Raw genomic sequence first — 25,085 nt, 5'->3', positions numbered from 1 at the left:
GATGGTGACATGACAGATCAACCGGAACAGCGGGTGGTGATCGTGGGCCCCGACGGCCGCCTGCACGAGCCGTCGGGCGTCCTGGGCCTTGGCCGTGACGGCCAGGGCGAGGGCGAGGGGGGCGGGAAAGAGGCCGACAACGAGTCGGTGCGCTCCACGATCTCCTCGATGGTGTCGCAGCCGGACAAGGTCATGCGAATCGGCACGATGATCAAACAGTTGTTGGAGGAGGTCCGGGCCGCGCCGCTGGACGACGCGAGCCGCGCGCGGCTGCGCGAGATCCACCGCAGCTCGATCAGCGAACTGTCCGACGGGCTCGCGCCGGAGCTGAGGGAGGAGTTGGACCGGCTCACGCTGCCGTTCGAGGAGTCCCGGACGCCCAGCGACGCCGAGCTGCGGATCGCCCAGGCCCAGCTCGTCGGCTGGCTGGAGGGCCTGTTCCACGGGCTGCAGACGGCCCTGTTCGCCCAGCAGATGGCCGCCCGCGCCCAGCTCGAGGAGATGCGCCGCCGAGCCCTGCCCAGCGGACACACCAACCAGGAGGGCCTCGGCGGCGGTACCTACCTCTAGGTCTCCAGAGGCCCGGTCTCCCAGGCCCTCCGGGGTTCCGCTCCACCAGAAGCCTGGCCGCCGAGGGCTCTGGGCCGCTGGTCCGGGCCCGTCGACCTCTCTGGGCCGCTTCCCGGGAAGCGGCCCAGAGACGCCCTGACGGCTAGCTCGCGGGGCTCACCGAGCTCATGTTGAAGTCCGGCACCCGGATGGCTGGCATGCGGGAGAGCTTGAACCAGTCGGCCCACTCACGGCCCAGGGTGCGGGTGGCGGCGCCGATCTCGGAAATGCGGCCGAGCACGTTCACCGGGGACTCGTTGAACCGGAAGTTGTTCACCACCCCGACCACCTCGCCCTTCTCGACCAGGTAGACCCCGTCACGGGTCAGCCCGGTCAGGAGCAGCACCTCCGGGTCCACCTCGCGGATGTACCAGAGGCAGGTGAGCAACAGGCCGCGGTCGGTGGAGGCGACCATCTCGTCCAGGGTGGCCGTCCCGCCGCCGTCCATCGTCAGGTTGTCGATGAACGGCGTCGGGGCCGCTCCGGCGGCGCGCGCCGACGAGCGGGTGTGCAGCATCGCGGCGAGCTTGCCGTCCTCGAACCAGTTGGTACGGCCGAGCGCGAGCCCGTTGTCGAAGACGCTGGACGTCGCGGACGAGTGGCCGGTGACCACGAACGGCGCGCAGGACAGCTCCGGGTCGGCCGGGTCGCTGGACAGCCGCAGCCCGCTCGGGCCGAACACCTCCCCGAGCCGCGTTCCGCCGCCGGCGCGGCTGTACACCGTGCGGCCCTCGGCGGCGTCGCGGCCGGCCGCGGACCAGTAGGCCTCGAGGATCAGGTCCGAGACGGCGCTCGGCGGCAGCAGCGTCTCGTACCGGCCAGCCGGGAGCTCGACCTGGCGCGCGCCCCAGCTGAGCCGGCGGCGCAGCTCGGCGTCCGTCGCGGCCACGTCGACGTCGGTGAAGTCGTGCGTCGACTGCCCGTGCCACACGGACCCGCCGGGCTGGTCGTTCTTCGCGTTCCACTCGACCGAGCCGGTCGGCTGGCTGTGCCGCAGCCGCAGCCCGCCCGACGTGCCGAGCCAGGTCGTGGTCAGGTCGTGCTCGGCGAACCCGTACAGTGCCCGCCCCTCGGCCCGGGCGGCCCGCAGCGCGTCGCCGAGCTCGGCGGCGAAGCGCGCGAAGACGGCCGTCGACGTCCGGCGCGCCGGTTCGTCGAAGGCCTCACCTTCCACCGGCACCGCCGCGCCCGGCTGGCCCGGACCGAGCAGCTCCCCGTAGTCCTCCGCCTCGTCGGCGTCCCGCGCCGCCGCCTCGGAGGCCCGGACGAGCTCGGTGAGTTTGTCGACGCCGGCCTCGCTGCCGTTGGGCCCGGAGTCGAGCGAGGTTACCGAGCGCACTCCGAACGAGCGCCCGATGACGCTGACCACGGTGACCGACCGGTCCCGGGCGGCGCCGTTGGTCGTCAGCGTGTTGTTCGCCCAGCGCAGGTTCACCGTGCTTGACTCGCTGGCGATGACCACGCAGCCATCGGCCTTCGAGGCGGCGAGCGCCCGCTCGACGATCTCGTGCGACGGCTGGGTCACCGCTGCTCCTCTTCGGTGGGAAAAGTCGAGGTCGGCATCGCTTACCGGCCCGCTTCGCGGCGGGTGTTGAGGATGTTGACGCCGCGGAACAGCGTCGACGGCGCGCCGTGGCTGACGGCCGCGACCTGGCCGGGCTGGCCCTTGCCGCAGTTGAACGCCCCACCGAGCATGTAGGTCTGCTCGCCGCCGACGCCGTCGAGCGCGCCCCAGAAGTCGGTCGTCGTCGCCTGATAGGCGACGTCGCGCAACTGGCCGACGATGCGGCCCTTCCGGATCTCGTAGAACCGCTGGCCGGTGAACTGGAAGTTGTAACGCTGCATGTCGATGGACCAGCTCTTGTCACCGACGACGTAGATGCCCCGGTCGACCCCGCTGATCAGCTCCTCGGTGCCCGGGCCGCCGGGTACCGGGGCCAGCGAGACGTTCGCCATCCGCTGGAGCGGGACGTGCCCGGCGGAGTCCGCGAACGCGCAGCCGTTGGAGCGGGTGACCCCGAGCCGGGCGGCGTTCGCCGCCGCCATCCGCCGGTCGAGCTGGTAGCCCGCGAGGGTGCCGGCGCGGACGATGTCCCAGCGGGTGGTCCGCACGCCCTCGTCGTCGTAGCCGATGGTCGCCAGGCCATGCGGGGCGGTGCGGTCGCCGGTGATGTTCATCAGCGGCGAGCCATAGCGCAGGTTGCCGAGCTTGTCGAGGGTCGCGAACGACGTGCCCGCGTAGGCGGCCTCGTAGCCGAGCGCCCGGTCGAGCTCGGTCGCGTGGCCGACCGACTCGTGGATCGTCAGCCACAGGTTCGACGGGTCGATGACGAGGTCGTAGCGCCCCGGCTCGACCGAGGACGCCTTCGCCTTCTCGGCCAGCAGGCCGGGGATGGTGTCGACCTCGGTGTCCCAGTCCCAGCAGCCGGCGGCCGGGCCCGCGACCAGCCACTCCCAGCCGCGCCCGACCGGGGGCGCGATGGTCCTCATCGTCTCGAAGCCGCCACCCGGGTCGACCCGGGTGGCCTCCAGCTGGCAGATCACCCGCACCCGCTGCTGGGTGGTCGAGGTGCCGGCCAGGTCCGCGTAGTACTTGTTCTCGACCACCGAGTTGAAGTGGCCGTCGACGTGGTCGACGTCGGGCGCGCCGAGCAGCGTCCGGCACAGCCCGCCGACCCGGTCGACCTTCTCCCGGACGTCGATGGCGAACGGGTTCACCGCGTAGGCGGACACCCAGGTGGCGTCGGCGTACACCGGCTCGTCGGCCAGCTCGATCGCCTCGGAGTTGAGCGGCCGGGCGACCCGGGCGATTTCGACCGCCTCCCGCGCGACCCGGACGGCCTCGTCGACGGTCAGGTCGACGCCGGCGGCGAAGCCCCAGGTGCCCTCGTGCACCACGCGGACGGCGAACCCGACGGTGGTGCCGTCGTGGCTGCTCTCCAGGTTGCCGTCCCGGAACGACAGCGCGCCGTCGCGCAGCCGCTCGATCCGGATGTCGGCGTGGTTCGCGCCGAGATCGCGGGCGGTCTGCAGGGCCGCGTCGGTGAGCGCCGCGCGTGGCAGCGCGAGGAACTCGGGGTCGACGTCGTGCGGCGGCGTCGCGGGCGTCCCGCCGCCTGAGGCGTGGGCCCCCATCCCATGGGGAATCGGCATGCCCCCATCCTGGACCGCCCACACCGCGCGGCATGCGTCGGGACGGGCACGGGCCGCGCCGGCTCGCGGGGCCGTCGGGAGCTACCGAATATTCCACTACGCGACTCGCCGGCCTGGAATTCGGCTGCCGGCCTGGTGACCGGACCGCTGGTGGCGGCCCCGGCGTCCGGGTCCGCCACCAGCCCGGTGGCCTCGTCGCCACCGGCTGGCGCCGTTGCCAGGGTCGGCACCCCCGCGGCCAGTCCTGGCGGCGGTGCGCCCCGGCCCGCCCTTACCCCGAATCAGGCAGGCCGGGGCTGTCTGGATCACCTCTGGCGGGTGAGCTCCCGCCCACGGGGGCGGCCGGTGGCCGTGGTCCTGGCCGCGAGCCGGGCGTGGGTGGCCTGCTGCGCGGGAAGGGAACGTCCGCCGGCGGGGCGCGCGAGCCTCAGCATGGGCTCCTCCGGCCGCAGGTCCGCCCTGGCGATGTCCTCGCGGAGCAGTTCCCCGCGCACGGTCCACCAGCGGTCCTCGGCGCGCCGGACCGCCGCGACGACGGTGGACCGGCCCGCCAGGTCCCGCCGGTCGAAGACCCGGCAGGCGTCCAGCAGTCCTTCGGCCACCCAGCGGGCCTGGTCGGAGCGGATGTCCAGCCGGGCCGGCTGGCCGGCTTTCGGGGTCGTGTGCCGGGTGTACTCGCGCACCAGCCACATCAGCCGGATCTCCAGCTGCCGAAGGTTGGTGCCGGTCGCGGTGGCGTAGCGATCCATCAGCGTTGTCATCTGGTCACACCCCCCTGGACGGCGAGGTGTCGTGGCCGGAGCCGGGCGACCCGGCGGAGAGGCGGGCGGAGTCGACCGACGTGGTCACACCCCGCCAGAGTCCTGCGACGGAATCAGTAGTCAGAGCCCCCGAGCGCGGCATGTTTCGACGCACCTCCTACCTTCCAGGCCACCAATCGGTAGGTCGATTGGGCCTGATCTGAAGGTAAGCGACGACGGTCGAAGCGGCAAGGTTCTTGGCGAATATAGTCCAAGATCTTTGAATGTGACCGCCAGTCTGGAATACTGTTGTTGTTGCAGGGGTCATCGTCGGTTCGGCGGCCGTTCGTCGGCCTGACCCGGCGCGGCCGAGGCGCCGAAAGCGCTCCGTGAACGCGCGATGACGGGGCCTGGCGGGTGCGTGTCCAGCCGGAGGCTGGTCATGCCCGTGCGGCGCGGCGGTGCCGAGGCGGGTCAGTCAGGCGCGCCCGTCGAAGGTCGTCGCGGCCGCGGACCGGAAGAGCTCACCGGGGATCTCGACCAGGACCTCACCGGTGGCGGTCGGAACACCCAGCGCCTCCGCATCCAGCAAGGCGCCCTGAACGACAATCGTGTCTCGGTCAGTGACGTAGACCTGAGGACAGCTTGCGGTGCCGCAAATGGCGGTGAGCGGAGTCAGTCGCATCGAGGCATGCCTCTCTGTGTGTGCCCCGCGCCTCCATGTACACGTCGTCGGTCGGAGGACGTCGGCTGGTCGGGGATCGCCCATCGACCGACGGGGCAGTCTTCATCGATTTGAACATGCCAATGTCGGATCTGCCGGAAGATTTCGTGGACCAACGGTGACCGGGCGCCGGCCGATCGTGAGTCATCCACAGGTGGATCGTGTTCCCGGGTAGTCGGGGGTGTGTGGCCTTCGTGGCGTCGAGATGTGACTCGTGGTTCCTGTGGGCATCGGCCGGGCCGGATGGCGCCGGGCTGCGCGGCGCGGCCGCTCCCCGAGTGGCATCCGACGGGCGGCCATCTAGTATTCCCGAGCAAGGGGCGATCAAACCGAACCCGAATGATCCTTATTATCCAGGCTGTCATAGTCCGGCGCCGGGTATATGATGTTGGAGCGTCGGAGAGGAAGTAGGAGCAATGGAGCTCGTGCCGCTCGCGCAGGTCAGCTGTGGGTCTTCCGCCTGTCCTGGGGTGTTCGAGGCGCCCGACGGGTCGGTGGTGGTCCAGGGATACGTCGTGCCGGCGCAGCGCAGCATCGACGGAGTGCCAGAGGGGGAGGCCAGGGTGCAGATTCCGCGTGACCTGCTGATCCGGGCGGCGCGTAGCCTGCCAGACTGGGATGCGCGCTAGTCGACTGGACTGGAGGGCTTCCAGCCCGGCGATGCTCTCTCGAGAGCGGAGGTCTGAGGTCGTGACGGACGAAGCGGGGCTCGGTCCGTCTCTTGGCGTTGAGGCGGGCTCCTCGTCCCTGGCCGAGGAGCTTGGCCGCGCGTTGGCCGGACTTCGCAGAAACAAGGGCATGACGGGCGAGGCCTTGGGCCGGGTCATCGGAGCGAGCCAGGCCAAGATCTCAAAGATCGAGCGTGGCGTGTTGCGGCCCAGTCCGCGTGATGTAGAGAAGATCGTTCTCGCTCTTGGCGGCTCGAAGGACGTGCTGCACTCCTTGGTGGAGCAGGCGACCCAGCTCCAGACCGCCTCGAACACGAAGGTGCGGATCCCGCGTCGTGGCCCGCTCAACCAGCAGGACTATGCGGACGCGGAGGTGCGAGCGACCCACATCCGCAACTTCGAGCCGATCACTGTTCCTGGACTTATGCAGATCAGTGAGTACAGCCGCCGGGTGATCAATGCGTACCACGCGATTGACATCGGCTCGCACCAGTCGCGGTGGGCCGACACCGCGGCGATGGTCACGCAGCGGGCGCAGCGTCAGGAGCGGCTCTACGACCCGGCCAAGTCGTTCGAGTTCGTCCTGATGGAGAACCTGCTTAACAACATGTACGTCACGCCTGGTTACATGCTGGCGCAGGTGGACCGAATTGAGCAGGTTGCGGCGCTACCCAATGTAACAGTACGTGTTGTTCCGACGACGGCTCAGCTCGGACTGCCGCCGATTCACGGGTTTGCGATCTTTGATGACGACCTGGTGATCAGCGAGACGCTCGACGCGACGGTCTACCAGGACCGGCGTAGCGTCGATTTCTACATCCACTTCTTCGAGAGCTACACCGAGATCGCCAACGCAGATCTTGCTGAGGTGCTCCAGAGGTACAAGACCACCTATGCGGACCTGGCGCGTCCGAAGATCCAACCGCCGCGGCTGGAGGTCACCTCGTCGCCTGACCCGGTGGCGGCGGAGCTGGACGAGGATGCCCGGTCCACCGGTTCGGGCGTGGTGCGCTAGCGGTCCCACAGCCAGATCTGAACGCTCGCGCTCGGGCGGGGACGGGGCGTCGAGCCGCGGTCTCCCCGTTTCGCCGGCTCGGGTATCGTCCGGTAGCCCGCGCGACCGGAAGTCCTTTCCCGCGGTCGCGGGCGGTCAGAGGCGGCAGGCCTGGATGCCGGAGACGAGGATGCCGCGGGCGCCAAGCTCCCACAGATCGTCCATCGTGCGGTTGACCTCGTCCTTCGGCACCATCGCCCGAACGGCGACCCAGCCCTCGCGCTGCAGGGGCGAGATCGTCGGCGACTCGTATCCCGGGGTGATCTCGCACGCCTTGTCGAGCACGGCCGTCGGCGCGTCGTAGTCCATCATCACGTACTGGCGGGCGACCAACACGCCCTGCACGCGACGCAGCAGCTTCTCGTGTGGAGCCGAGAGTTCCAGGCCCTGCTTGGCGATCATGATGGCCTGTGACCCCATCACCGGCTCGCCGACGAGCTCGAGACCCGCGGCGCGCAGCGTGCGGCCGGTCTCGACGACGTCGGCCACGGCGTCCGCGACGCCGAGGCGCACGGCCGTCTCGACGGCGCCGTCGAGCGTGACGACCTCGGCGCGCAGGCCGCGGGCGGCGAAGTCGGCGCGTACGAGCCCGGGGAACGAGGTGGCGATCCGCATCCCGTCCAGCTGGGCGACCTCGGTGACGGTGCCCTTCGGCGCGGCGTAGCGGAACGACGAGTGCCCGAAGTCGAGCGCCACCAGTTCCTGCGCGGCGACTCCGCTGTCCTGCAGCAGATCCCGGCCGGTGATCCCGACGTCGAGCCGACCGGAGCCGACGTAGACCGCGATGTCCCGCGGCCGCAGGAAGAAGAACTCGATGTCGTTCTCGACGTCGGCGACGACGAGCTCGGCGCCTTCGCGCTTCGCGCGGTACCCCGCGTCGCAGAGCAGCTGGCTGGAGGCGGCGGAGAGCGCGCCCTTGTTAGGTACCGCGATACGTAGCATGATCATTCCATCGTGGCTGGCCGTGAGGCGGGTCCGGAGCTCACGGCGATTCGGGCTCACAGCGGGTCTTCGAGGCGCGCGACGTCGTCCCACGCCGACGGTCACCCGCGCCGCCGCGGGGCGTATCTCCCCTGGGCGCGGGTCTAGAGATGGGAGTAGACGTCGTCCGGGGTGAGGCCCCGCGAGATCATCATGAGCTGGGTCCAGTAGATCAGCTGAGAGATCTCCTCGGCTGCGCGCTCGCTGCTCTCGTGCTCGGCCGCCATCCAGCTCTCGGCGGCCTCCTCGACCAGCTTCTTGCCGATCTGGTGCACGCCGGCCTCGAGGGCGGCCACCGACCCGGAGCCCGGAGTCTTCTGCTGCCACTTCGTGGAGAGCTCGCCGAACAGCTCCTCAAAGGTCTTCACAGCCGGTCAATCCCCACTGTCAGTCCTCGCGGCGGACGGCTCGCCCCCGAGGTGTGGGCACAACCGGCGGACCCCATGAACCGCATGTTACCTGGCGGCGCTCGGCGCGCCCCACGACGCGATCTCCTTGGGCGTACTGAGACGGTCGCGGGAACGGACCGACCGGGCGGATGACGTAGATCCGACCGAACACGGGCGCTGCCACCATGGTGCGGGCGACCGCGCGCTGGTTGACTGGATCGCTGTGTCCCACCCCGCGATAGTCGCCACGGATCTGGATGGAACGCTCATCCGGTCCGACGGCACGGTGTCCGAGCGCACCCGCCGCGCGCTGCGGCGGGTCCGTGAGCAGGGTGGGACGGTGGTGTTCGTCACCGGCCGCCCGATCCGGGTGATGGCGGAGGTCGTCGCGCTGACCTCGGTCTCGGGCATCGCGGTCTGCGCGAACGGGGCGCTCGTCTACGACCTGGACGCCGGGGCCACGCTGAGGAACTGGGTACTGGACCCCTCGGCCGCGCTGCGGTTGGGGCTGGCGATCCGCGAGATCGTGCCGGACGCGGCGTTCGCGGTCGAGAGCGGACTGAAGTTCGGCCGGGAGCCGCTGTTCCGCACGATGTGGCCGGACCCGCACGAGCTTGTCGCCGACCTGGCTGAACTGGTGACGGTGCTACCACCCGTCAAGCTGCTGGTCCGCAGCGGCGGGGAGTCGCTCGCCGACGTCTACGAGAAGGTCGTCGCGTTGGCCGGCGCGGACGCGGCGGTCACCCGCTCGACCGAGACCCTGATCGAGATCGCCGGCGCCGGTGTCTCCAAGGCGGTGGCGCTCGCCGAGGTGGCCGCCAGCCGCGGTGTCTCCGCCGACGAGGTCGTCGCCTTCGGCGACATGCTCAACGACCTGCCGATGCTGGCCTGGGCTGGGCACTCGGTCGCGGTCGCCAACGCCCACGCCGACGTCCTGGCCGCCGCCGACGAGGTCACCGCCTCCAACGACAACGACGGCGTGGCCGTCGTCCTGGAGCGCCTCTTCCCCTGACGCGCGCTGTGCCCCATCGGCCCGCGACCACGACGAAGGCCCGGGGACTGCGCCCCGGGCCTTCTGTGGTGCTGCGTGCCAGTTGCCGCTGGTCTGCTACCGATGGGACGCCGAGGCGGGGCCGGCAGGGAAACCGACTCCGTCGGGACCGCCGCCTTCAGGTCAACCCGCGCACAGCGCGGGCAGGTGGTAGAAGGCGACGGCCCGCGCGGCCGGTGCCGACTAGCGGTGCGAGCCGACGTGGGGCCGGCAGGGAAACCGACTCCCGTCGGAACCGCCGCCTTCAGGTCAACCTGCGCACAGCGCGGGCAGGTGGTAGAAGGCGACGGCTCACACGGCCGGTGCCGACTAGCGGTGCGAGCCGACGTGGGGCCGGCAGGGAAACCGACTCCGTCGGAACCGCCGCCTTCAGGTCAACCTGCGCACAGCGCGGGCAGGTGGTAGAAGGCGACGGCCCGCGCGGCCGGTGCCGACTAGCGGTGCGAGAGGATAAGTGACATGCCCTCGTTGCGGGTCGCGGGGCTCAGGAACTGGCCGCGGACCGCGGACGTCACCGTGCAGGCGCCCGGCTTGCGCACCCCCCGCATCGACATGCACAGGTGCTCCGCCTCGACGACGACCATCACGCCTCGCGGCTTGAGCACGTCGACGAGGGCGTCGGCGACCTGCGAGGTGAGACGCTCCTGTACCTGCGGGCGACGGGCGAACAGATCGACCAGCCGGGCGAGCTTGGACAGACCGGTGATCTGACCGTTCTCGTTCGGGATGTAGGCGACGTGCGCCTTGCCGGAGAAGACGACCAGGTGATGCTCACACAGCGACGAGAAGTCGATGTCGCGCACCAGGACCATCTCGTCGTGACCCTCGTCGAAGACGGTGGTCAGCACGTCGGCCGGGTCCCGGCCGAGGCCCTCGACCGCCTCCGCGTAGGCGCGGGCGACCCGGTCCGGGGTCTTGCGCAGACCCTCCCGGTCCGGGTCCTCCCCGATGCCGATCAGCAGCTCGCGCACGGCCGCGGCGACGCGGGCGTGATCGAACGGGCGCAGCCGGCCGTTGCCCGGCCGGAAGGCGGCCACGGCGGCGCCGGAACCTGACCCAGCTTCCGTCACTGCCTCGCCATCCTCGCCCGCCAGGCTGGCCGGTGCGCCGAGGTGGGCGAGATCAGTGGGCAGAACTGCCTGGTCGGTTTCGGACGTCAACGGCGTTTCCTTTCGTCATCGTTCGGCCACACCGGGGGCGCCCACGGGTTGGAGATCCGCGGGGCGTCCGGCGGGGGCGTGGCCGGCGGCGCGGATGGCCCGGTCGGGCCGCCAGGCGCGCCGGCGGCCGGCGCGGGACCCGCGCCATGGCCGGTGTCGTGACCCTGCTGGCCAGGCCCGGTCGCCGCCCCGGACGGCTTGGGCAGCCCGGAAGCGCCGTTCCCGGTGCCTCCGTTGCCGTGACCGTTGCCGTTCCCGGTGCCCGGGACCAGGCCGGCCACGTCACTGGGAACCAGGCCCAGCTCGGCGGGGGTCTGCACGGGTGGACGATCCGACGGTACCCGCCGGCCGACGCCGGTGTAGAAGCCGCGGGCCGGCCGCTTCTGGACGGTGGCGAAAATCTCGACCACCTCGTCCTTGCTGAGGGTCTCGATGTCCATCAGGCGCAGCACCAGCGCGTCCAGCTCGTCGCGGTAGGTGTTCAGCACCTCCCACGCCTCGTCGTGCGCGGCCTCGATGAGCTTGCGGACCTCGTTGTCGATCTCGCCGGCGACGGCCTCCGAGTAGTCGCGCTGGTGACCGACCTCACGGCCGAGGAACACCTCGCCCGAGTCGCCGCCGAACTTCAGCGCGCCCAGCTTGTCGCTCATGCCGTACTGGGTGACCATCGCGCGGGCGATCTGCGTCGCCTTCTCGATGTCGTCGCTGGCGCCGGTGGTCGGCTCGTGGAAGACCAGCTCCTCGGCGGTCCGTCCGCCCAGCAGCACGGCCAGCTTGTCGAGCATCTCCGAGCGGGTGGACAGGTACTTGTCCTCCAGCGGGAGCTGCATCGTGTAGCCGAGCGCGCGGCCGCGCGGCAGGATCGTGATCTTGTGGACCGGGTCGGAGTTCGGCAGCGCGTGGGCCACCAGCGCGTGCCCGCCCTCGTGGTAGGCGATCCGCTTCTTCTCCTTGTCGCTCATCGCCCGGGTCTTGCGCTCCGGGCCGGCGAGCACGCGGTCGATCGCCTCCTCGAGGAGCGTCGAGGAGATCATCTTCTGGTCGGCGCGGGCGGCGAGCAGCGCCGCCTCGTTGAGCACGTTGGCCAGGTCGGCGCCGGTGAAGCCCGGGGTGCGCCGGGCGATGGTCAGCAGGTCGACGTCCGGGCCGATCGGCTTGCCCTTGGAGTGCACCTTGAGGATCGCCTCGCGGCCCTGCAGGTCGGGCCGGTCGACGACGATCTGCCGGTCGAAACGGCCGGGGCGCAGCAGCGCGGGGTCGAGGATGTCGGGCCGGTTCGTCGCGGCGATCAGGATCACGCCGCCCTTGACGTCGAAGCCGTCCATCTCGACGAGCAGCTGGTTGAGGGTCTGCTCCCGCTCGTCGTGCCCACCGCCGAGGCCGGCGCCGCGGTGCCGGCCGACCGCGTCGATCTCGTCGACGAAGATGATGGCGGGCGCGTTTGCCTTGGCCTGCTCGAACAGGTCACGCACCCGGCTGGCGCCGACACCGACGAACATCTCGACGAAGTCGGAGCCCGAGATCGAGTAGAACGGAACACCCGCCTCGCCGGCGACGGCACGGGCCAGCAGCGTCTTACCGGTACCCGGCGGGCCGTAGAGGAGCACGCCCTTGGGGATCTTCGCGCCAATCGCCTGGAACTTCCCGGGGTTCTCCAGGAACTCCTTGATCTCCTGGAGCTCCTCGAGAGCCTCGTCGGCGCCCGCGACGTCGGCGAACGTCGTCTTCGGGGTGTCCTTGTTGACCAGTTTGGCCTTGGACTTGCCGAAGTTCATGACGCGGTTGCCGCCGCCCTGCATCTGGTTCATCAGGAACAGGAACAGCGCGACGACGAGCACCAGTGGCAGCAGGTTGAGCAGCAGGGAGACCAGGACGTTGCTGCGCTGGACCTTGACCTCGTACGGGACCTTCTTGTCGTTCAGCGCCCTCGCGAGTTCGACGGCCTGATTCGTGACGTAGGAGGACTCGTACTTCTTCTCATCCTTGGTCGTGATCTGGATGATCTGCTTGGAGTCCTGGATCGTGGCACCGGTGACCTGACCGGTGGTGATCTTGTTCTGGACGAACTGCAGGTTCTCCTTGCTGTACTCCCTGGGACCCGACAGGACGTTGGTGGTCAGGAAGATCACCAGGATTACCAGGAGAGCCAGGAGCACCCAGCCGCGAAAGATTCTTCTTGGAGTCATCTGCCTGGAGCGCTGGACACGTACGCTCCGCCCTCCTGACGTGTGAACTGCCCTCGATCGGGATTCCCTTGTGCCGAGGGTACCGCCGGCACGCGCCTGTCACCGGCGCGTACATGTGAGCAACGGTTCGCCGGTCTGCCGTGTTCCGGACACCCCGCCCAAGCTGCCGTCCGCGGCCCTGACCAGCGGCCGCCCCTGACCAGCGGTAGCTCGATACCAGGCTGGTCGGGGTGCTCGGCGCCCGAAGGCGGAGCGCCCGGGGTCCCTGCCGGATCGCGAAGCGATCTGGGAGGTCTGGGTCGCGCCAGCGACTTTCGCTGGTTCGTGACTGTGCTGTCGGCCTCTGACAGGGCCTGCCACTGGTTCTCGGTCTGGGTCGGTACCAGGTTGGTCGGGGCGCTCGGCGCCCCGACGGCGGAGCGCCCGGGGTCCCTGCCGGATCGCGAAGCGATCTGGGAGGTCTGGGTCGCGCTAGCGACCTTGAGGCGACCGCCTTAGGGGCGTGGCCCGCGGGCGATGGCCTCCGGGGTGAGAGTTCCCACGAACGGAAGTGTCCGGTAGTGCTCGCCGTAGTCGAGGCCGTATCCGACCACAAAGGCACTCGGGATGTCGAAACCGACATAGCGGACATCGACATCGACGGTGATGGCCTCCGGCTTGCGGAACAACGCCAGCACCTCGAGAGAGGCGGGGTTGCGGGACCGCAGGTTCTTCAGCAGCCAGGAGAGCGTCAGCCCCGAGTCGATGATGTCCTCGACGACGAGCACGTCGCGGCCCTCGATCGAGCGGTCGAGGTCCTTGAGGATGCGCACCACCCCGGACGACGACGTGGCCGACCCGTAGGACGACACCGCCATGAACTCCATCGTGAGCGGGGTGCGCAGCGCCCGGGACAGGTCAGCCATCACCATGACCGCGCCCTTGAGGACTCCCACCAGGAGCAGCTCACGCCCGGCGTAGTCGGCGTCCACCTTGGCGGCCAGCGCCGCGATGCGCTCCGCGATCTCGTCGGCGGTGACGAGCACCTCGCCGATGTCCGCCGCCTGTTGCGGCGGCACGCCCGGCGCGGTGTCCTCCTCACCTGGGCGGGCGTCGTCGAAGTCGGGCGCGCTCACTCCAGCGTGGCTCACCTGCATGCCCTCCTCGGTTTCTGGCCGGTCGGCGAGACGACGACGCGGCGACGGGCGCGGGCCGGTGCTGCCCGGTCCGGCCACGGTGATCCTGTCACCCCGGCGGCGGGCGGTGACGCCCGATGGCAGCGGTACCGGCTGTTGCCCTCGCCACCGGGTCACTAGCTCCTCGACCGCCCAGATGTGCTCGGCGCGCAGCGCGGCGGCAGAGGCGCCCAGCTCCAGCGCCACCCGGCGCAGGACCCGGGTGCGCAGCGCGCTCGGTAACTCGCCGAGCGCGTCGACGGCCAGCTCGACCGTGCCGGCTCCGGGCGACGCCGTGGCGGTGAGGCGGGCGTGCGCGTCGCCGGCCAGCGCGTCCAGCGTCGCCGCGTCGGCCCGCAGCAGGTCGGCGCTGCGCGCCAGCGCCTCGGCGATGCCCGGGCCCAGCTGTTCCTCCAGCGCCGGCAACAGGGTGTGCCGGACTCGGGCCCTGGCGAACACCGCGTCGGCGTTCGTCGGGTCGTCCCACGGCTCGAGCCCTTCGGCGAGGCAGGCGTGGCGGGCGAGGTCGCGGCGCAGGCCGAGCAGCGGCCGGCGCAGCAGCCCGTCCCGGGGTGCCATCGCCCCCAGCGTTCGCGCGCCCGAGCCGCGGGCGAGCCGGAGCAGCACGGTCTCGGCCTGGTCGTCGAGGGTGTGGCCGAGCAGCAACGCGGCGGCGCCCAGCCGCTCGGCGGCCGCCAGCAGAGCCGCCCTGCGGGCGTCGCGCGCCGCCCCCTCGGAGCGGGCGGAGTGCGCGACCAGCACCTCGACCGGATCGAGCCGCAGCGCCCGGCCGAGCTCGGCGACGGCCTCGGCGCGGCCGCCCGAGGCCGGGTCCCAGCCGTGGTCGACGGTGAGCAGCCCGGCGCGCAGCGCCCGGCGCGGCGCGACGAACGCGGCCGCGGCGGCGAGCGCCAGCGAGTCCGGGCCGCCGGAGCAGGCGACCAGCACCAGCGCCCCGGGAGGCAGGTCGGCGACGGCGTGCCGCACCGCCAGCCGCGTCGCCGCCACCGCCGGCGCCGGCGACCCCGGCCGGTACCGCCGGCCCTCGATGCCGGTCACCACCGAACGCGGCGTTCCTGGTTCAACCGACTCCACCGATGTCAGGGGTACCTAGGCCGTCAGCGGGGGGCGGCTGCCGAGCACGCGGGCCATCCAGGCGCCGGGATCGGCGATCTCGGCCTGGGTGGGCAGTGTCGCGGGCGACTGCCAGACCAGGTTGAACCCGTCGACGCCGACCTCGGCGACCACCGCGCGGACGAAAGCGCCACCCTGCCGGTACTGGCGCAGCTTCATGTCCAGGCCGAGCAGGCGGCGCACGAACCGGTCGAGCGGGGAGCCGCCCGAGCGGCGGTTGTCGAACTTCCCCCGGATGTCGGCGACCGTCGGCACCACCTTGGGCCCGACGGCGTCCATCACCTGGTCCGCGTGCCCCTCCAGCAGGGTCATCAACGCCTGGAGCCGGTCGAGCACGGCCCGCTGGGCCGGGGTCTGCAGCGCCTCGACGACGCTCGGGGCCTCCGGGCCGCGGTCGCGCACCGCGCCGCGCAGGGCCGCCACGGCCGAGCGCAGCCGGTCCGCGAGCACGTCCGGGTCCAGGTCGGTCGCCTCGATGAACGCGCCGATCTCGGACTCCAGGTGGGCGCGCAGCCAGGGCACGGCGGTGAACTGGGAGCGGTGGGTCTGCTCGTGCAGGCACACCCAGAGCCGGAAGTCGCGGGGGACCACGCCCAGCTGGCGCTCGGCGTGCGCGATGTTGGGGGCCACCAGGCTCAGCCGGCCCACCGGGCCCTGGCCGTCGCCGGCCGCCGGGCCTTCGCCGTTCTTGGTGAAGGCGACCGTCGGGGTGGACCCGTACTCCTCGGGCGGCAGGAACACCTCGTACTGGCCGAGGACCTTGCCGGCGAGGTAGGCGAGGGCCGAGCCGAGCTGGACCCCGGTGACCCGGCGCCCGACCGCCGTGGACACCGATCCGCGGCTCGCGTCGGTGAGCCGGTCCAGCAGAGGTGTGGTGACCATGCGGAGCCCGGCGACGTTGGAGCGGGCCCACTCGGGCCGGTCGACGACCGCGATCGGGGTCACCGCCCCGGCCGCCGGGCGCAGGTGGGTGTAGTCCTCGACGTGCCGCTCGGCGTCGACGGCCAGCGTGCGCAGCTGGGTCACGACCTCGTCGGCCTCGGCACGGGTGAGCTGCGGTCCCGGGCGGACCAGCCTGCGCGCCGTCGCCACCGCCAGATCCCAGTCCACTGGCTGCCTGTCCACTGGCTGCGCGTCCACGACCTCCAGGGTACCCGGTAGGCGCCATTTGATCATGGGCTCGCCGTACCGTCCTGGCCGGGTGGCCGCCGCGATCCGATGCCTCCCACGCGGCCCGCCGGCCCGGTCCGAGGCGCGGCGGCGGGGGAGCGCGAACCGGAGGAACCGGGGACCAGCGGGGAGATCCCGAAGTCCCGGCCCGATCCCGGCCTCTGGGCCGGTGTGGCCCGTAGGTGCCTGGCCGCCTATCCGGGTGCTGGTGGGTCGGCCTTCGCGGTCGGCGGCCCGGCGGCCCCGGCGGCGCTCGCGGCGCCCGCCGGCGGGCAGCCGCAGGAGGCGAGCGCCGCGGCGACCCGGTCAAGGCTGGCCTTGGCGGCACCGGTGTCCTCGACCGGCGCGAAGAACCCGAACAACAGCAGACGGCCGTCCGCGTCCACCAACTCGCCGGCCAGGCTGGTCACGATGCGCAGGCTGCCGGTTTTGGCCCGGACGTCCCCCGCGCCCACCGCGGTGTCGGCGTCGCCGTAGCGGTCTCCCAGCGTCCCGGAGAACCCGGCCACCGGCATGCCCGTCAGCAGGGTGCGCAGCTCGGGATGGCTGGCCGACGTCGCGGCCCGCAGAATCGCGATCAGGGTGCGCGGCATGATCAGGTTGGTCGTGGACAGCCCGCTCACGTCCGACAGCGACATCCCGGCGGTGTCGACGCCGAGCTCCGTCAGCGCCTGGCGGACCGCGGTGGTCGCGCCGGCGAACGTCGTTGGCAGGCCGCGGGCCTTCGCGACCAGCCGGCCGAGGCATTCGGCGAGGTCGTTGTCCGAGTCGGTCAGCATCCGCTCCACCAGGACCGGGATGGGCGGGCTGTCGGCCTTGGCGACGGGTTTCGCCGCCGGGTCGGCGGCGCCGGTGGAGACCGATCCGACGTCTACGCCGGCCGCGCGCAGCGCGGTCGCGAACGCGGCCGCGGCCGCGGCGTCCGGCTGGGCGGCGCGGGCCCCCGTCGCCCCCGGCCTGGACCGGCCGCCGTCGACCTCCAGCGCCGAGACCGGAGTGACGTTCCCGTCGGTGACGTAGCTGTCCCGCCAGCCCGGCGCCGTCGCCGGGCCCGAGAACAGCGTTCCGTCGCCCACCACCTGGTCGACGGACGTGATTCCCGCGGCGTGTACCTGTTCCGCGAGGTCAGACAGGCGCGCGCTGGCGCTCGCGGGATAGCCGGTGGGGTCCGTCGCGGCGGTCAGCGTCGGGTCGCCCGCGCCCACCAGCCAGAGGGTGCCGCCCGGGCGGACGGCCTGGGGCGGGCTGGCGGCGCCGCCGGTGGGCGGGAGGTAGACGACGCGGGTGGTCAGCCGCGTGGTGGGGCCGAAGGCGCGCAGCGCGGCCGCGGCGACGGCGGTCTTGAGCGTCGACGCGGGCGGCGTCGGCACGGAGGACCGCGCGTCGAACAGCACCTTGCCGGACAGCGCGTCGACGACGAGCGCCGCCGGGCCGCCCAGCAGCGGGCTGCTCAGCGGCCCCGCGAGCTTCGCGGCCACGGCGGCGGGGTCCGGGACCGGGCTGTCCGGCTGGAGCCCGGGCAGGGCCGCGGCGGTGGCGCGCGGTACCGTCGAAGTGGGCGCGTCACCCTGTCCTGGGCCGGGTGACACCGTCAGGGATCCGGCGAGCAGCGCGCCGACGAGCGCGGTAAGGCCACCGGCCGGGGCACCCGTCACGCGCGAAGCCTACGTTCGCCGGCCAGGCCAGGGCCACCGAGGTCACCCGGTGTTCGCCGGCGGGCGCCCGTTCACGGTGTTCGCCCGCCTTCGGAGGCTTCCGACAGGCCGTTATATTGCCCCCGGCGGCCCGGGACCCCGACGTCGAGCCTCGCTCGAGCGGCGGGACGATGTGCCGCGGAGATTGTGTCGCGGTGTTGTCGTGTCGCGGGGTCGCCGGCAGCTCGCCGGGATTCGGCGCCGGGGGGACATACCCACGCGGCCGAGGTCGGGGGGCGAGGCGGCCGCATGGCGGGCGCGGGTTCGGGGGAGTGGAAGAGGAGCGGCGCGAAGGCCGGAGCCGAGGATCGGCCAACCTGGTTCTCCAGGAGATCCGGCGCGTGCGCGCGGCGCGGCCGCGTGGGCTAGGCCACATCCCTGAAGCTGCGGCCCGGCCGAAGTCCGCCGACACTGGACCAAGGCGCACATCAGGAACGTGAAGCGACCGGACGGGGGCGTCCTGACTGGTCGTGAGACAGACCACGCCGGCCCCGCGGCCGGCGTGGGAAGCCGGTACCGGTCACCCCGGGACTGGTGCCACGGAAGACGAATCCGGCCCAGCCGGGTCGGGCTGACAGCGAAGAAGGAGACAGGAGCGGCGTGGACCTCGAGTTCGACGTGACCATCGAGATCCCCAAGGGGCAGCGCAACAAGTACGAGATGGATCACCACACGGGGCGGATCCGGCTGGACCGAATGCTGTTCACCTCCACCCACTACCCGTCCGACTACGGGTTCATCGAGGGCACGCTCGGTCGTGACGGCGACCCGCTGGACGCGCTGGTGCTGCTCGAGGAGCCCACCTTCCCGGGCTGCCTGGTGCGCTGCCGCACGATCGGGATGTTCCAGATGACCGACGAGAAGGGCCCGGACGACAAGGTCCTGTGCGTGCCGGTGGCCGACGTCCGCCAGGAGCACCTGCGTGACATCCGTCACCTGCCGGAGTTCGACCGGCTGGAGATCCAGCACTTCTTCGAGGTCTACAAGGACCTGGAGCCCGGCAAGTCGGTCGAGGGCGCGAGCTGGGTCGGCCGCGCCGACGCCGAGCGCGAGATCCTCGCCTCGATCAAGCGGATGGAGACGGAGCACGTGGACCCGGTCGTCGACGAGGCCAAGGCCGACGAGGCCAAGTCCGCCTGACGCCACGTCCGCCTGACGCCGCCGCCCGCGTGGGACGCGCGCGGCGCGCGCACGCGGCGCACCAGCGCGAGGCCCCGGCAGTTCGGTCGAACCGCCGGGGCCTTTCCCGCGCTCGGGCTGACCGGGCACCGCCAATCACGGGGCGAGCCGGTCATCGCGTGGCTGGCCGGTCATCGTGTGGCGAGTTCACGGCGCTTGTCGAGCAGCCAGCGCGTGCTCTGGCCGGCCTGCCGCCCGAGGGCGCGTACCGCGGGGACCTGGTGGACCTTGCAGGCCCGGTGGCGCAGCGGCGTCGCGTCGCCCTGCCGGGTGCCCATCGCGAACGCGAACTCGACGGGGTCGGGGTCGCCCGCCGGCCCACCCGGGCTGAGATCGGCGAGGATCTCGTCGACGCGCTCGAACCAGGCCATGCTGGTGCGCGCCGCGTCCTGCGGCGGCTTCAGCGCGGCGCGTCCGGACCGGTCGAACTCCCGCAGCGCGGCGGAGACCTCTCCGTGTTCCTTCAGGAACCAGACGAGCATGACGGCGTCCATGATCGCGAAAGCGGTGCCCGAACCAAGGGTGAAATGAGTGGTGTGCGCGGCGTCCCCGATCAGCACGATGTTCTCGTGTCGCCAGGAGCGGTTGGTGACGTGGGTGAACCGCTGCCAGCGGGCCGGCCGGCCATGGCAGCTGCTGATCAGCCGGTGGCCAGCGAGCTGCTCCGCGAAGATGCTCTCCAGAAGCCGCCGGCCCGCCTCGTCGTCGAGTTTGTCGAGGCCCAGCCCGGCCCACGTCTCGGGCGCGCATTCGACGATGCAGGTGCTGATGTCGGCGGCGGATGGATATGCGTGAAACCAGATCCAGCCGGCAGGCGTCCGCTCGAACGCGAACCTGAAATTCTCGAACCGCATGTCGGTACCCAGCCAGATGAACTGGTTGACGCCGTCGTCCGTGCGGGTGCCGAACGCGTCCGGGCCGGCGAGGCGCCGGACCCGGCTGTGCGCGCCGTCGGACGCCACCACCAGGTCCGCCCGCGCGGAGAGCTCGGCTAGTTCGGCGGCGTCGGCCACCTCCGTCTGGTGGCGCACCTCGATACCGAGCTCGGTCGCCCGCTGGCCGAGCAGGTCGAGCAGCGCGGCGCGCTGGATGCTGTACCCGTAGCCAGGCAGGTAGGCGGTTCGCGGCCCGCCGAGGGTGAGCAACTGCTCCCGCCAGAGCGTCGAGGCCGCCCGCAGGCGGCGGGCGCCGACCGGGTCGTGGCGGAACAGGATGCCCAGCAGCGGTTCCCAGTAGACGACCCCCCAGCCGTGGGTGGCCCCCGGTGGGTCACGCTCGAGCACGGTGATGTCGTGGTCAGGCTCGTGGAGCTTCGCGCAGATCGCGAAATACAGCCCGGCCGGGCCACCGCCTACACAGACGATTCTCATCGCGGCAAAGACCTCGCAGACGTGGGATGACGCAGATATGGGGGTGGCGGTGGCCATTTGGCCACCGCCACAGGGTTTGTCAGATTGACGAGTTGCTAAGAGTGGAAGCGAGGACTACCAGCGTCCCCAGCCGCCTCCCCAACCGCCTCCCCAACCCCATCCCCAACCCCAGCCGCCGCCTCCCCAGCCCCAGCCCCATCCCCAGCCGGTGCTCTCGCGGAAGGACCCTGCATTCTGGAGGGTCGGCGCCTGATACGTAGCCTTCATGCCGGTTCCTCCGTCCGGTTTAGCGTTTTGCCTTTCGGCGGTTCTGGCCGGTCAGGTGGCACGTCTCCGGTGTAGCCACCGGCCTTCGAACAAATTCCGTACTACCTGTAACCGGCCACTCTCAGCGTGCCACTGGCGGGTTCACTTCTGGTTCATCACGGTGAGCATGATCAAAACGGTGGGGGTGGCGGCGAACCAGATGCCCCGAGACGTGGCGGGACGTACCCTCGGACTCGAGGGCGATTTCCGTCACATTCCGGCCGGGTGGGTGGGTTGTCTGCTCCGACCGACCGACCGACCGACCGACCGACTGGTCGGCCGGCCGGCCGACCGACCGGGCGAGGCGGAACCGCGCTCCGCGGCATGGTCGGCCTCGTCGTCCGCCGTCTCCCAGGGGCGCTCCCCGCGAGCCAGGCGGCGCGGATCCGGCGGGAACCGGGAATCCACCGGAACCGCTGATGTCGGATCAGTCCAAGGACGGGGCCGGATGCCCGCGGGCTGAGACATGAACGCAGGGCCGAGACACGGACACAGGAGGCGGCGGGTACCCATGCCGATGATGTGCGCGGTGGCGTTCTCCCCCCGCGGGAAGCTGTACTACGCCGACCCGGGCCGGCTCACGCCGCGCGTCGGCGACCGGGTGCTCGTCCCGACCGAGGACGGCGCCGAGGTGGCCACCTGCATGTGGGCGCCGCGGTGGGTCAGCGAGGACGTCGGCGAGTTGCCGGTGCTCGCCGGGTTCGCGGCCGACGACGACCTGGAGCGCGACCAGGTCTCGCGGCGGCGGCGCGCCCAGGCCAGGGTCGCCGCCAAGCGGCTGGTCCGGGAGCACGGCCTGCCGATGAAGATCGTCGGAGTGGACCACGTCAGTGCCTCGGACACGTTCACGATCTACTTCACCGCCGACGGGCGGGTGGACTTCCGCGCGCTCGTCCGGGACCTGAACCGGGTGCTGGACAGCCGGGTACATCTGCGCCAGCTGTCAGCGAGGGACAGCGCCAAGCTGCAGGGAGGCATCGGGTCCTGCGGCCGTGAGCTGTGCTGCTCGACGTTCCTCACCGACTTCGAGCCGGTGAGCATCCGGATGGCCAAGGACCAGAATCTCGCGCTCAACCCGATGAAGATCAGTGGTGCGTGCGGTCGGCTGATGTGCTGCCTGCGCTATGAGCACCCGCTGTACGAGGAGTTCGCCGCCTCCGTCCCGGCGGTCGGCGCCCGGGCGCGCACTCCGGACGGCCCCGGCCGGGTGGTCGGCCATGACGTGCCCCGCCAACAGGTCGTCGTCGCGCTGGACTCCGGGGGGCGGCGGGCCTGCGACCGCGCGGACGTGTGCGCCTCCCGTCGGGCGCACGAGGCGGCCTATCCGGCCTCCGACCAGCGTCCGGCCGGCTCCGCCGAGCCTGGCCCCAACGGTCCGGAGCAGGCGGCGCCTCAGGCCGGGGTGGGCAGCCAGCTCGGCTGCGCGGCGGCGCCGGACGGGGCGGGCGAGGGCTCACCGGCCGGCGGCGAACACCATCGCATCCGCCGCCGTGGCCGTTCGCGCCCCGCGGAGGGCGGCTGAGGCCTCACGGGTCGAAGCGGTATCCCATCCCGCGCAGGGTGGTGACGAGCCGGCGCTGCGGCGGCCGGCCCTCGACCTTGGTACGGACCCGCCGCACATGCTCGGTCACCGTCGCCGGGTCCTGGAAACGGGTTCCCCACACCTGCTCGAGCAGTTCCTCGCGGCTGAACACCCGGCGCGGGTGACGGGCCAGGAAGGCGAGCAGCTCGTACTCCCGGGCCGTCAGGTCGATCCGCTCACCGGCGACGGCGACCTCTCGTGCGCGCAGGTCGATGGAGACGTCGCCGTAGACGAGCGGCTCGTTGCCGTCCCCGGTGCGCTGCGGCGGAGCCTCGACCGGCCGGCGGCGCAGCCGCGCGCGGACGCGGGCCACCAGCTCGCGCAGCGAGTAGGGCTTCACGACGTAGTCGTCGGCCCCGAGCTCCAGGCCGACGACCCGGTCGACCTCCTCGGCCCGGCCGGTGAGCATGATCACCGGCACTTCGCTCGTCTGGCGCAGCCTGCTGAGCACCGCGAAGCCGTCCATCCGCGGCATCGCGACGTCGAGCACGACCAGGTCGATCTCCGTCGTCTGGAACAGGCGGAGGGCGGTCTCCCCGTCGGCCGCCTCCAGCACGCGGTATCCGAAACGTTCAAGACTGCGCGCTAGTGCGACGCGTGATGCTTCGTCATCCTCCGCGACGAGCAGCGAGGCTCCTCGCGTCGTCGTCGCAGCTGCTTCCCCGGTCATGGCGAAACCCTACGCAACCCCTCCAGCGCCACTGCGAGCGGGGTCGCATTTGGCGAATTTCGGTCGGCGGATGACGTGAAGGTGCTACTTTCGGGTAGCTGACCCAAGACTTTCTGTAGTTCAACCCCAACTGTGCCCTCAAAGTCGCATCGGACCGTCACGACCAGGCTCGTGGCCCCACCGGCGCCGCCTCCGCGTCGGCTCTCCGTCGCCCTGGGTGACCCGTTCACGCCACGTCCCTCGCAAGGCCCCACACGGGCCATGGTCGCTCTGGTCGCCCGGCTCCCGGGCCCATCGACCGGATGACGCGGCTCCGAACTGGACCAGCCAAAGCGCCGCCCGCGTCTTCGGAACTAACCGCTCGACTGGCGGCCGGGGGCTCGCTGCCACGCCCATCTCATCTGGCATACTCGGAACCGCGCCGGCCGTGCCGGTGTCCGCCGAAGTAGCTCAGTGGCAGAGCAATCGCCTCGTAAGCGATAGGTCGCGGGTTCAATCCCCGCCTTCGGCTCTCAGACCCCCTGACCAGCGCGGGCCAAGTCAACGGTGGTCATCCGCGGGTAGCTCATCGGTCACGTCCTATCGACTTTCGCGTGACGACGCTCCCCCGCGCGCGGGGGGGTGGCGTCCGACGCCCGCCGAGCACGGCGCGCCAGCACCGCGCGCAGGCGGTCGCGTGGCGGACGTCGGATCCTGGCCGTGCGTGGCGCGCGCCGGGCACGGCACCAACACGAAGCAAGACAGCTGTAACCAGCAGGCGCGAGGTGGCTCAGGGGCAAGTGCCGGCCGGGCCGGCCACTCGGGTACGGGCTGTTACCAGCCCCAGCCGCCTCCCCAGCCGCCCCAACCCCAGCCCCAGCCCCAGCCCCAACCCCAGCCCCAGCCCCAACCGCGGCCCCAGCCGCCGCCCCAGCGGTTGCCAGTGCGCTCGCGGAATGATCCTGAGTCCTGAAGGGTCGGCGCTTGATACGTGGCCTTCATGCCGATTCCTCCGTCCAGTCTCGGACACATACCTGGTCGGCAACCTTCTCGGCGGTGAACAGCTGCTCCGTTGGACGCGGTGTGGAGACCGGCCCCCGAACGGGCGCCAATCACCTTCCGAAGCCGACCAGTACCAGCCTGCCACCAGAGGGTTCAGGCGTAGTTCAGCACGCTGCGTGCCCATTGCCCGTGGCCCTCATGGCTGGGGCGAGCGTGATCCCTTCGGTGGGCCGGCGGGCTTGACCGATGCTGGAGAGCCAGGCGGAAGTCGGGTCGCTTCCAGGACCTGCCGGCTACCAGCCGTTGAGGTGCAGGGAGCTGGCCAGGGGCTCGCGGGGCGCCGGGCGGAAGTCGGTGCCGAGGGTGTAGGCGACGGGGAGCAGGGCGCCCTGGGTGATGCCGGGCGGGATACCCAGCAGTTCGGCCACCTCGCCGGCGTGGACCAGGTGCAGGGTCGTCCAGGCGGCGCCCAGGCCGCGGGCGCGCAGCGCGAGCATGAAGCTCCAGGCCGCGGGCAGCAGCGAGCCCCAGTAGCCGGCCCGCATGCTCGCCGGATACGTCGCCTCGTCCCCCTCCAGGCAGGGGATCACGTGGACGGGGACCCGGTGCAGGTTGTCGGCCAGGTACTGCGCGGACGCGGAGACCCGGGCCTGGGTGGCCTGGCGTTCCTCGCTCCACACCTGTCCCGGTGCCGGGGTCGTCGTGGACTGGGCGACCTTGTAGGCCTCCCAGGAACGCCGGTAGCGCTCGGCGATGCCGGCGCGCAGGTCCGGGTCGGTGACGACGAGCCAGTGCCAGGTCTGCCGGTTGGACGCGCTCGGCGCCTGCTGGGCGATCCGCAGGCACTCCTCGACGACGTCCAGGTCGACCGGCCGGTCGAGGTCGAGGCGCCGCCGCACGCTGCGGGTCGTCGTCAGGAGCTCGTCCGGTGTCAGGTTCAGCAAGGTCACAGGCACTCCTTCGCGCGTCGCGGCCGGCCGCGACGCCGGAGATCGGCTGTCGGCGGCCGCGATCCTCACCCTGCCCGATCAGACCACGAGATACCACGCCTGCTGACGGCCTCCGTGGCCCGGACCTCGCGCGTACCGGGCCGATGTCGCGCCCGGCCACGGCCGCCGGCGGCGAGGCCG

22 protein-coding genes and 1 tRNA gene are annotated in these 25,085 nt (G+C 71.6%); 7 read left to right on the top strand and 16 right to left on the bottom strand.

Translation table 11 applies throughout. The features are described 5' to 3' along the window. The first annotated feature begins 9 nt into the window (after positions 1-9). The gene (locus tag I6A81_RS08415; protein WP_203005495.1) at positions 10-570 is read left to right on the top strand and encodes a bacterial proteasome activator family protein; all 561 of its coding nucleotides are present in this window, start codon (positions 10-12) and stop codon (positions 568-570) included. Between the two features lie 142 nt (positions 571-712). On the opposite strand, the gene I6A81_RS08410 is transcribed toward I6A81_RS08415, so the two are convergent. The 4 genes from I6A81_RS08410 to I6A81_RS08395 form a co-directional block, all read right to left on the bottom strand. Further along, complete coding sequence (locus tag I6A81_RS08410; RefSeq protein ID WP_203005496.1) at positions 713-2,134, bottom strand: metallopeptidase TldD-related protein; 1,422 nt, start codon at positions 2,132-2,134, stop codon at positions 713-715. A gap of 41 nt (positions 2,135-2,175) precedes the next feature. Then, complete coding sequence (locus tag I6A81_RS08405; protein WP_238429998.1) at positions 2,176-3,762, bottom strand: TldD/PmbA family protein; 1,587 nt, start codon at positions 3,760-3,762, stop codon at positions 2,176-2,178. Between the two features lie 305 nt (positions 3,763-4,067). Next, entirely contained in the window at positions 4,068-4,523 is a 456-nt protein-coding gene (locus I6A81_RS08400; protein ID WP_203005497.1) for a hypothetical protein, read from the bottom strand. Between the two features lie 457 nt (positions 4,524-4,980). Beyond that, entirely contained in the window at positions 4,981-5,187 is a 207-nt protein-coding gene (locus tag I6A81_RS08395; RefSeq protein ID WP_203005498.1) for a hypothetical protein, read from the bottom strand. A 455-nt stretch (positions 5,188-5,642) separates the two neighbouring features. On the opposite strand from I6A81_RS08395, the gene I6A81_RS08390 reads away from it, so the two are divergent. After that, a complete protein-coding gene (locus tag I6A81_RS08390; RefSeq protein ID WP_203005499.1) occupies positions 5,643-5,855 on the top strand; it encodes a hypothetical protein in 213 nt (70 codons plus the stop codon). Between the two features lie 61 nt (positions 5,856-5,916). Continuing rightward, on the top strand, positions 5,917-6,909 hold the full coding sequence (locus I6A81_RS08385) for a helix-turn-helix domain-containing protein (RefSeq protein ID WP_307874537.1): 993 nt from the start codon (positions 5,917-5,919) through the stop codon (positions 6,907-6,909). A gap of 135 nt (positions 6,910-7,044) precedes the next feature. Here the strand turns inward: I6A81_RS08385 and hisG are convergent, their stop codons facing one another. Together hisG and I6A81_RS08375 are read right to left on the bottom strand one after the other, a co-directional pair. Further along, on the bottom strand, positions 7,045-7,890 hold the full coding sequence (gene hisG / locus I6A81_RS08380) for an ATP phosphoribosyltransferase (RefSeq protein WP_203005501.1): 846 nt from the start codon (positions 7,888-7,890) through the stop codon (positions 7,045-7,047). 143 nt (positions 7,891-8,033) lie between these two features. Beyond that, positions 8,034-8,297 (bottom strand): phosphoribosyl-ATP diphosphatase, encoded by a 264-nt coding sequence (locus I6A81_RS08375; protein WP_203005502.1) that lies wholly within the window; start codon positions 8,295-8,297, stop codon positions 8,034-8,036. Between the two features lie 244 nt (positions 8,298-8,541). Here I6A81_RS08375 and I6A81_RS08370 point away from each other — a divergent pair, with 244 nt between their 5' ends. Beyond that, the gene (locus I6A81_RS08370) at positions 8,542-9,330 is read left to right on the top strand and encodes an HAD-IIB family hydrolase (RefSeq protein WP_203005503.1); all 789 of its coding nucleotides are present in this window, start codon (positions 8,542-8,544) and stop codon (positions 9,328-9,330) included. 473 nt (positions 9,331-9,803) lie between these two features. Here I6A81_RS08370 and folE read toward each other — a convergent pair whose 3' ends face one another. The 5 genes from folE to dacB form a co-directional block, all read right to left on the bottom strand. Beyond that, complete coding sequence (folE, locus tag I6A81_RS08365) at positions 9,804-10,406, bottom strand: GTP cyclohydrolase I FolE (RefSeq protein WP_407661273.1); 603 nt, start codon at positions 10,404-10,406, stop codon at positions 9,804-9,806. Between the two features lie 119 nt (positions 10,407-10,525). Next, the gene (ftsH, locus tag I6A81_RS08360; RefSeq protein WP_203005505.1) at positions 10,526-12,715 is read right to left on the bottom strand and encodes an ATP-dependent zinc metalloprotease FtsH; all 2,190 of its coding nucleotides are present in this window, start codon (positions 12,713-12,715) and stop codon (positions 10,526-10,528) included. Between the two features lie 494 nt (positions 12,716-13,209). Beyond that, positions 13,210-14,931 carry a hypoxanthine phosphoribosyltransferase gene (gene hpt / locus I6A81_RS08355; protein WP_307874536.1) on the bottom strand — a complete coding sequence of 574 codons (1,722 nt, stop codon included), beginning with the start codon at positions 14,929-14,931 and terminating at the stop codon, positions 13,210-13,212. Positions 14,932-14,979: 48 nt separating this feature from the next. Next, positions 14,980-16,128 carry a zinc-dependent metalloprotease gene (locus I6A81_RS08350; RefSeq protein ID WP_203005512.1) on the bottom strand — a complete coding sequence of 383 codons (1,149 nt, stop codon included), beginning with the start codon at positions 16,126-16,128 and terminating at the stop codon, positions 14,980-14,982. Positions 16,129-16,367: 239 nt separating this feature from the next. Further along, positions 16,368-17,828: a D-alanyl-D-alanine carboxypeptidase/D-alanyl-D-alanine endopeptidase gene (dacB, locus tag I6A81_RS08345; protein ID WP_203005506.1), complete on the bottom strand. Its 1,461-nt coding sequence runs from the start codon at positions 17,826-17,828 to the stop codon at positions 16,368-16,370. A 639-nt stretch (positions 17,829-18,467) separates the two neighbouring features. On the opposite strand from dacB, the gene I6A81_RS08340 reads away from it, so the two are divergent. Beyond that, on the top strand, positions 18,468-19,007 hold the full coding sequence (locus tag I6A81_RS08340) for an inorganic diphosphatase (RefSeq protein WP_203005507.1): 540 nt from the start codon (positions 18,468-18,470) through the stop codon (positions 19,005-19,007). A 170-nt stretch (positions 19,008-19,177) separates the two neighbouring features. On the opposite strand, the gene I6A81_RS08335 is transcribed toward I6A81_RS08340, so the two are convergent. Beyond that, a complete protein-coding gene (locus I6A81_RS08335) occupies positions 19,178-20,416 on the bottom strand; it encodes an FAD-dependent monooxygenase (RefSeq protein WP_203005508.1) in 1,239 nt (412 codons plus the stop codon). Between the two features lie 114 nt (positions 20,417-20,530). Continuing rightward, positions 20,531-20,683, bottom strand: a complete 153-nt coding sequence (locus I6A81_RS08330; RefSeq protein ID WP_203010143.1) for a keywimysin-related RiPP — start codon at positions 20,681-20,683, stop codon at positions 20,531-20,533. Between the two features lie 550 nt (positions 20,684-21,233). Between I6A81_RS08330 and I6A81_RS08325 the strand changes: the two genes are divergently transcribed. Continuing rightward, positions 21,234-22,244 (top strand): PSP1 domain-containing protein, encoded by a 1,011-nt coding sequence (locus tag I6A81_RS08325; RefSeq protein ID WP_203007906.1) that lies wholly within the window; start codon positions 21,234-21,236, stop codon positions 22,242-22,244. 4 nt (positions 22,245-22,248) lie between these two features. On the opposite strand, the gene I6A81_RS08320 is transcribed toward I6A81_RS08325, so the two are convergent. After that, positions 22,249-22,974 (bottom strand): response regulator transcription factor, encoded by a 726-nt coding sequence (locus I6A81_RS08320; RefSeq protein ID WP_203007903.1) that lies wholly within the window; start codon positions 22,972-22,974, stop codon positions 22,249-22,251. A gap of 439 nt (positions 22,975-23,413) precedes the next feature. Here I6A81_RS08320 and I6A81_RS08315 point away from each other — a divergent pair. Next, positions 23,414-23,485: transfer RNA gene (locus I6A81_RS08315), tRNA-Thr, on the top strand. A gap of 302 nt (positions 23,486-23,787) precedes the next feature. Here the strand turns inward: I6A81_RS08315 and I6A81_RS43105 are convergent. Both I6A81_RS43105 and I6A81_RS08310 read right to left on the bottom strand, forming a co-directional pair. Then, positions 23,788-23,955 carry a keywimysin-related RiPP gene (locus tag I6A81_RS43105; RefSeq protein ID WP_238431097.1) on the bottom strand — a complete coding sequence of 56 codons (168 nt, stop codon included), beginning with the start codon at positions 23,953-23,955 and terminating at the stop codon, positions 23,788-23,790. Between the two features lie 293 nt (positions 23,956-24,248). Next, on the bottom strand, positions 24,249-24,905 hold the full coding sequence (locus tag I6A81_RS08310) for a nitroreductase family protein (RefSeq protein ID WP_203007899.1): 657 nt from the start codon (positions 24,903-24,905) through the stop codon (positions 24,249-24,251). Between the last annotated feature and the right edge of the window lie 180 nt (positions 24,906-25,085).

The organism is Frankia nepalensis (assembly GCF_016786325.1).
GTDB lineage: Bacteria > Actinomycetota > Actinomycetes > Frankiales > Frankiaceae > Pseudofrankia > Pseudofrankia nepalensis.
Note: the sequence above shows the minus strand (reverse complement) of the source record. Positions and strands in the feature narration are given on the sequence as shown.

What these genes read in the sequence shown, in the direction of transcription:
- I6A81_RS08335 (WP_203005508.1), bottom strand. Translation starts at nt 20,416, where the DNA reads ATGAGAATCGTCTGTGTAGGCGGTGGCCCGGCCGGGCTGTATTTCGCG.
- I6A81_RS08325 (WP_203007906.1), top strand. Translation starts at nt 21,234, where the DNA reads ATGCCGATGATGTGCGCGGTGGCGTTCTCCCCCCGCGGGAAGCTGTAC.
- I6A81_RS08415 (WP_203005495.1), top strand. Translation starts at nt 10, where the DNA reads ATGACAGATCAACCGGAACAGCGGGTGGTGATCGTGGGCCCCGACGGC.
- I6A81_RS08395 (WP_203005498.1), bottom strand. Translation starts at nt 5,187, where the DNA reads ATGCGACTGACTCCGCTCACCGCCATTTGCGGCACCGCAAGCTGTCCT.
- I6A81_RS08400 (WP_203005497.1), bottom strand. Translation starts at nt 4,523, where the DNA reads ATGACAACGCTGATGGATCGCTACGCCACCGCGACCGGCACCAACCTT.
- hisG (WP_203005501.1), bottom strand. Translation starts at nt 7,890, where the DNA reads ATGCTACGTATCGCGGTACCTAACAAGGGCGCGCTCTCCGCCGCCTCC.
- I6A81_RS08330 (WP_203010143.1), bottom strand. Translation starts at nt 20,683, where the DNA reads ATGAAGGCTACGTATCAGGCGCCGACCCTCCAGAATGCAGGGTCCTTC.
- ftsH (WP_203005505.1), bottom strand. Translation starts at nt 12,715, where the DNA reads ATGACTCCAAGAAGAATCTTTCGCGGCTGGGTGCTCCTGGCTCTCCTG.
- I6A81_RS43105 (WP_238431097.1), bottom strand. Translation starts at nt 23,955, where the DNA reads ATGAAGGCCACGTATCAAGCGCCGACCCTTCAGGACTCAGGATCATTC.
- I6A81_RS08405 (WP_238429998.1), bottom strand. Translation starts at nt 3,762, where the DNA reads ATGCCGATTCCCCATGGGATGGGGGCCCACGCCTCAGGCGGCGGGACG.
- I6A81_RS08320 (WP_203007903.1), bottom strand. Translation starts at nt 22,974, where the DNA reads ATGACCGGGGAAGCAGCTGCGACGACGACGCGAGGAGCCTCGCTGCTC.
- I6A81_RS08390 (WP_203005499.1), top strand. Translation starts at nt 5,643, where the DNA reads ATGGAGCTCGTGCCGCTCGCGCAGGTCAGCTGTGGGTCTTCCGCCTGT.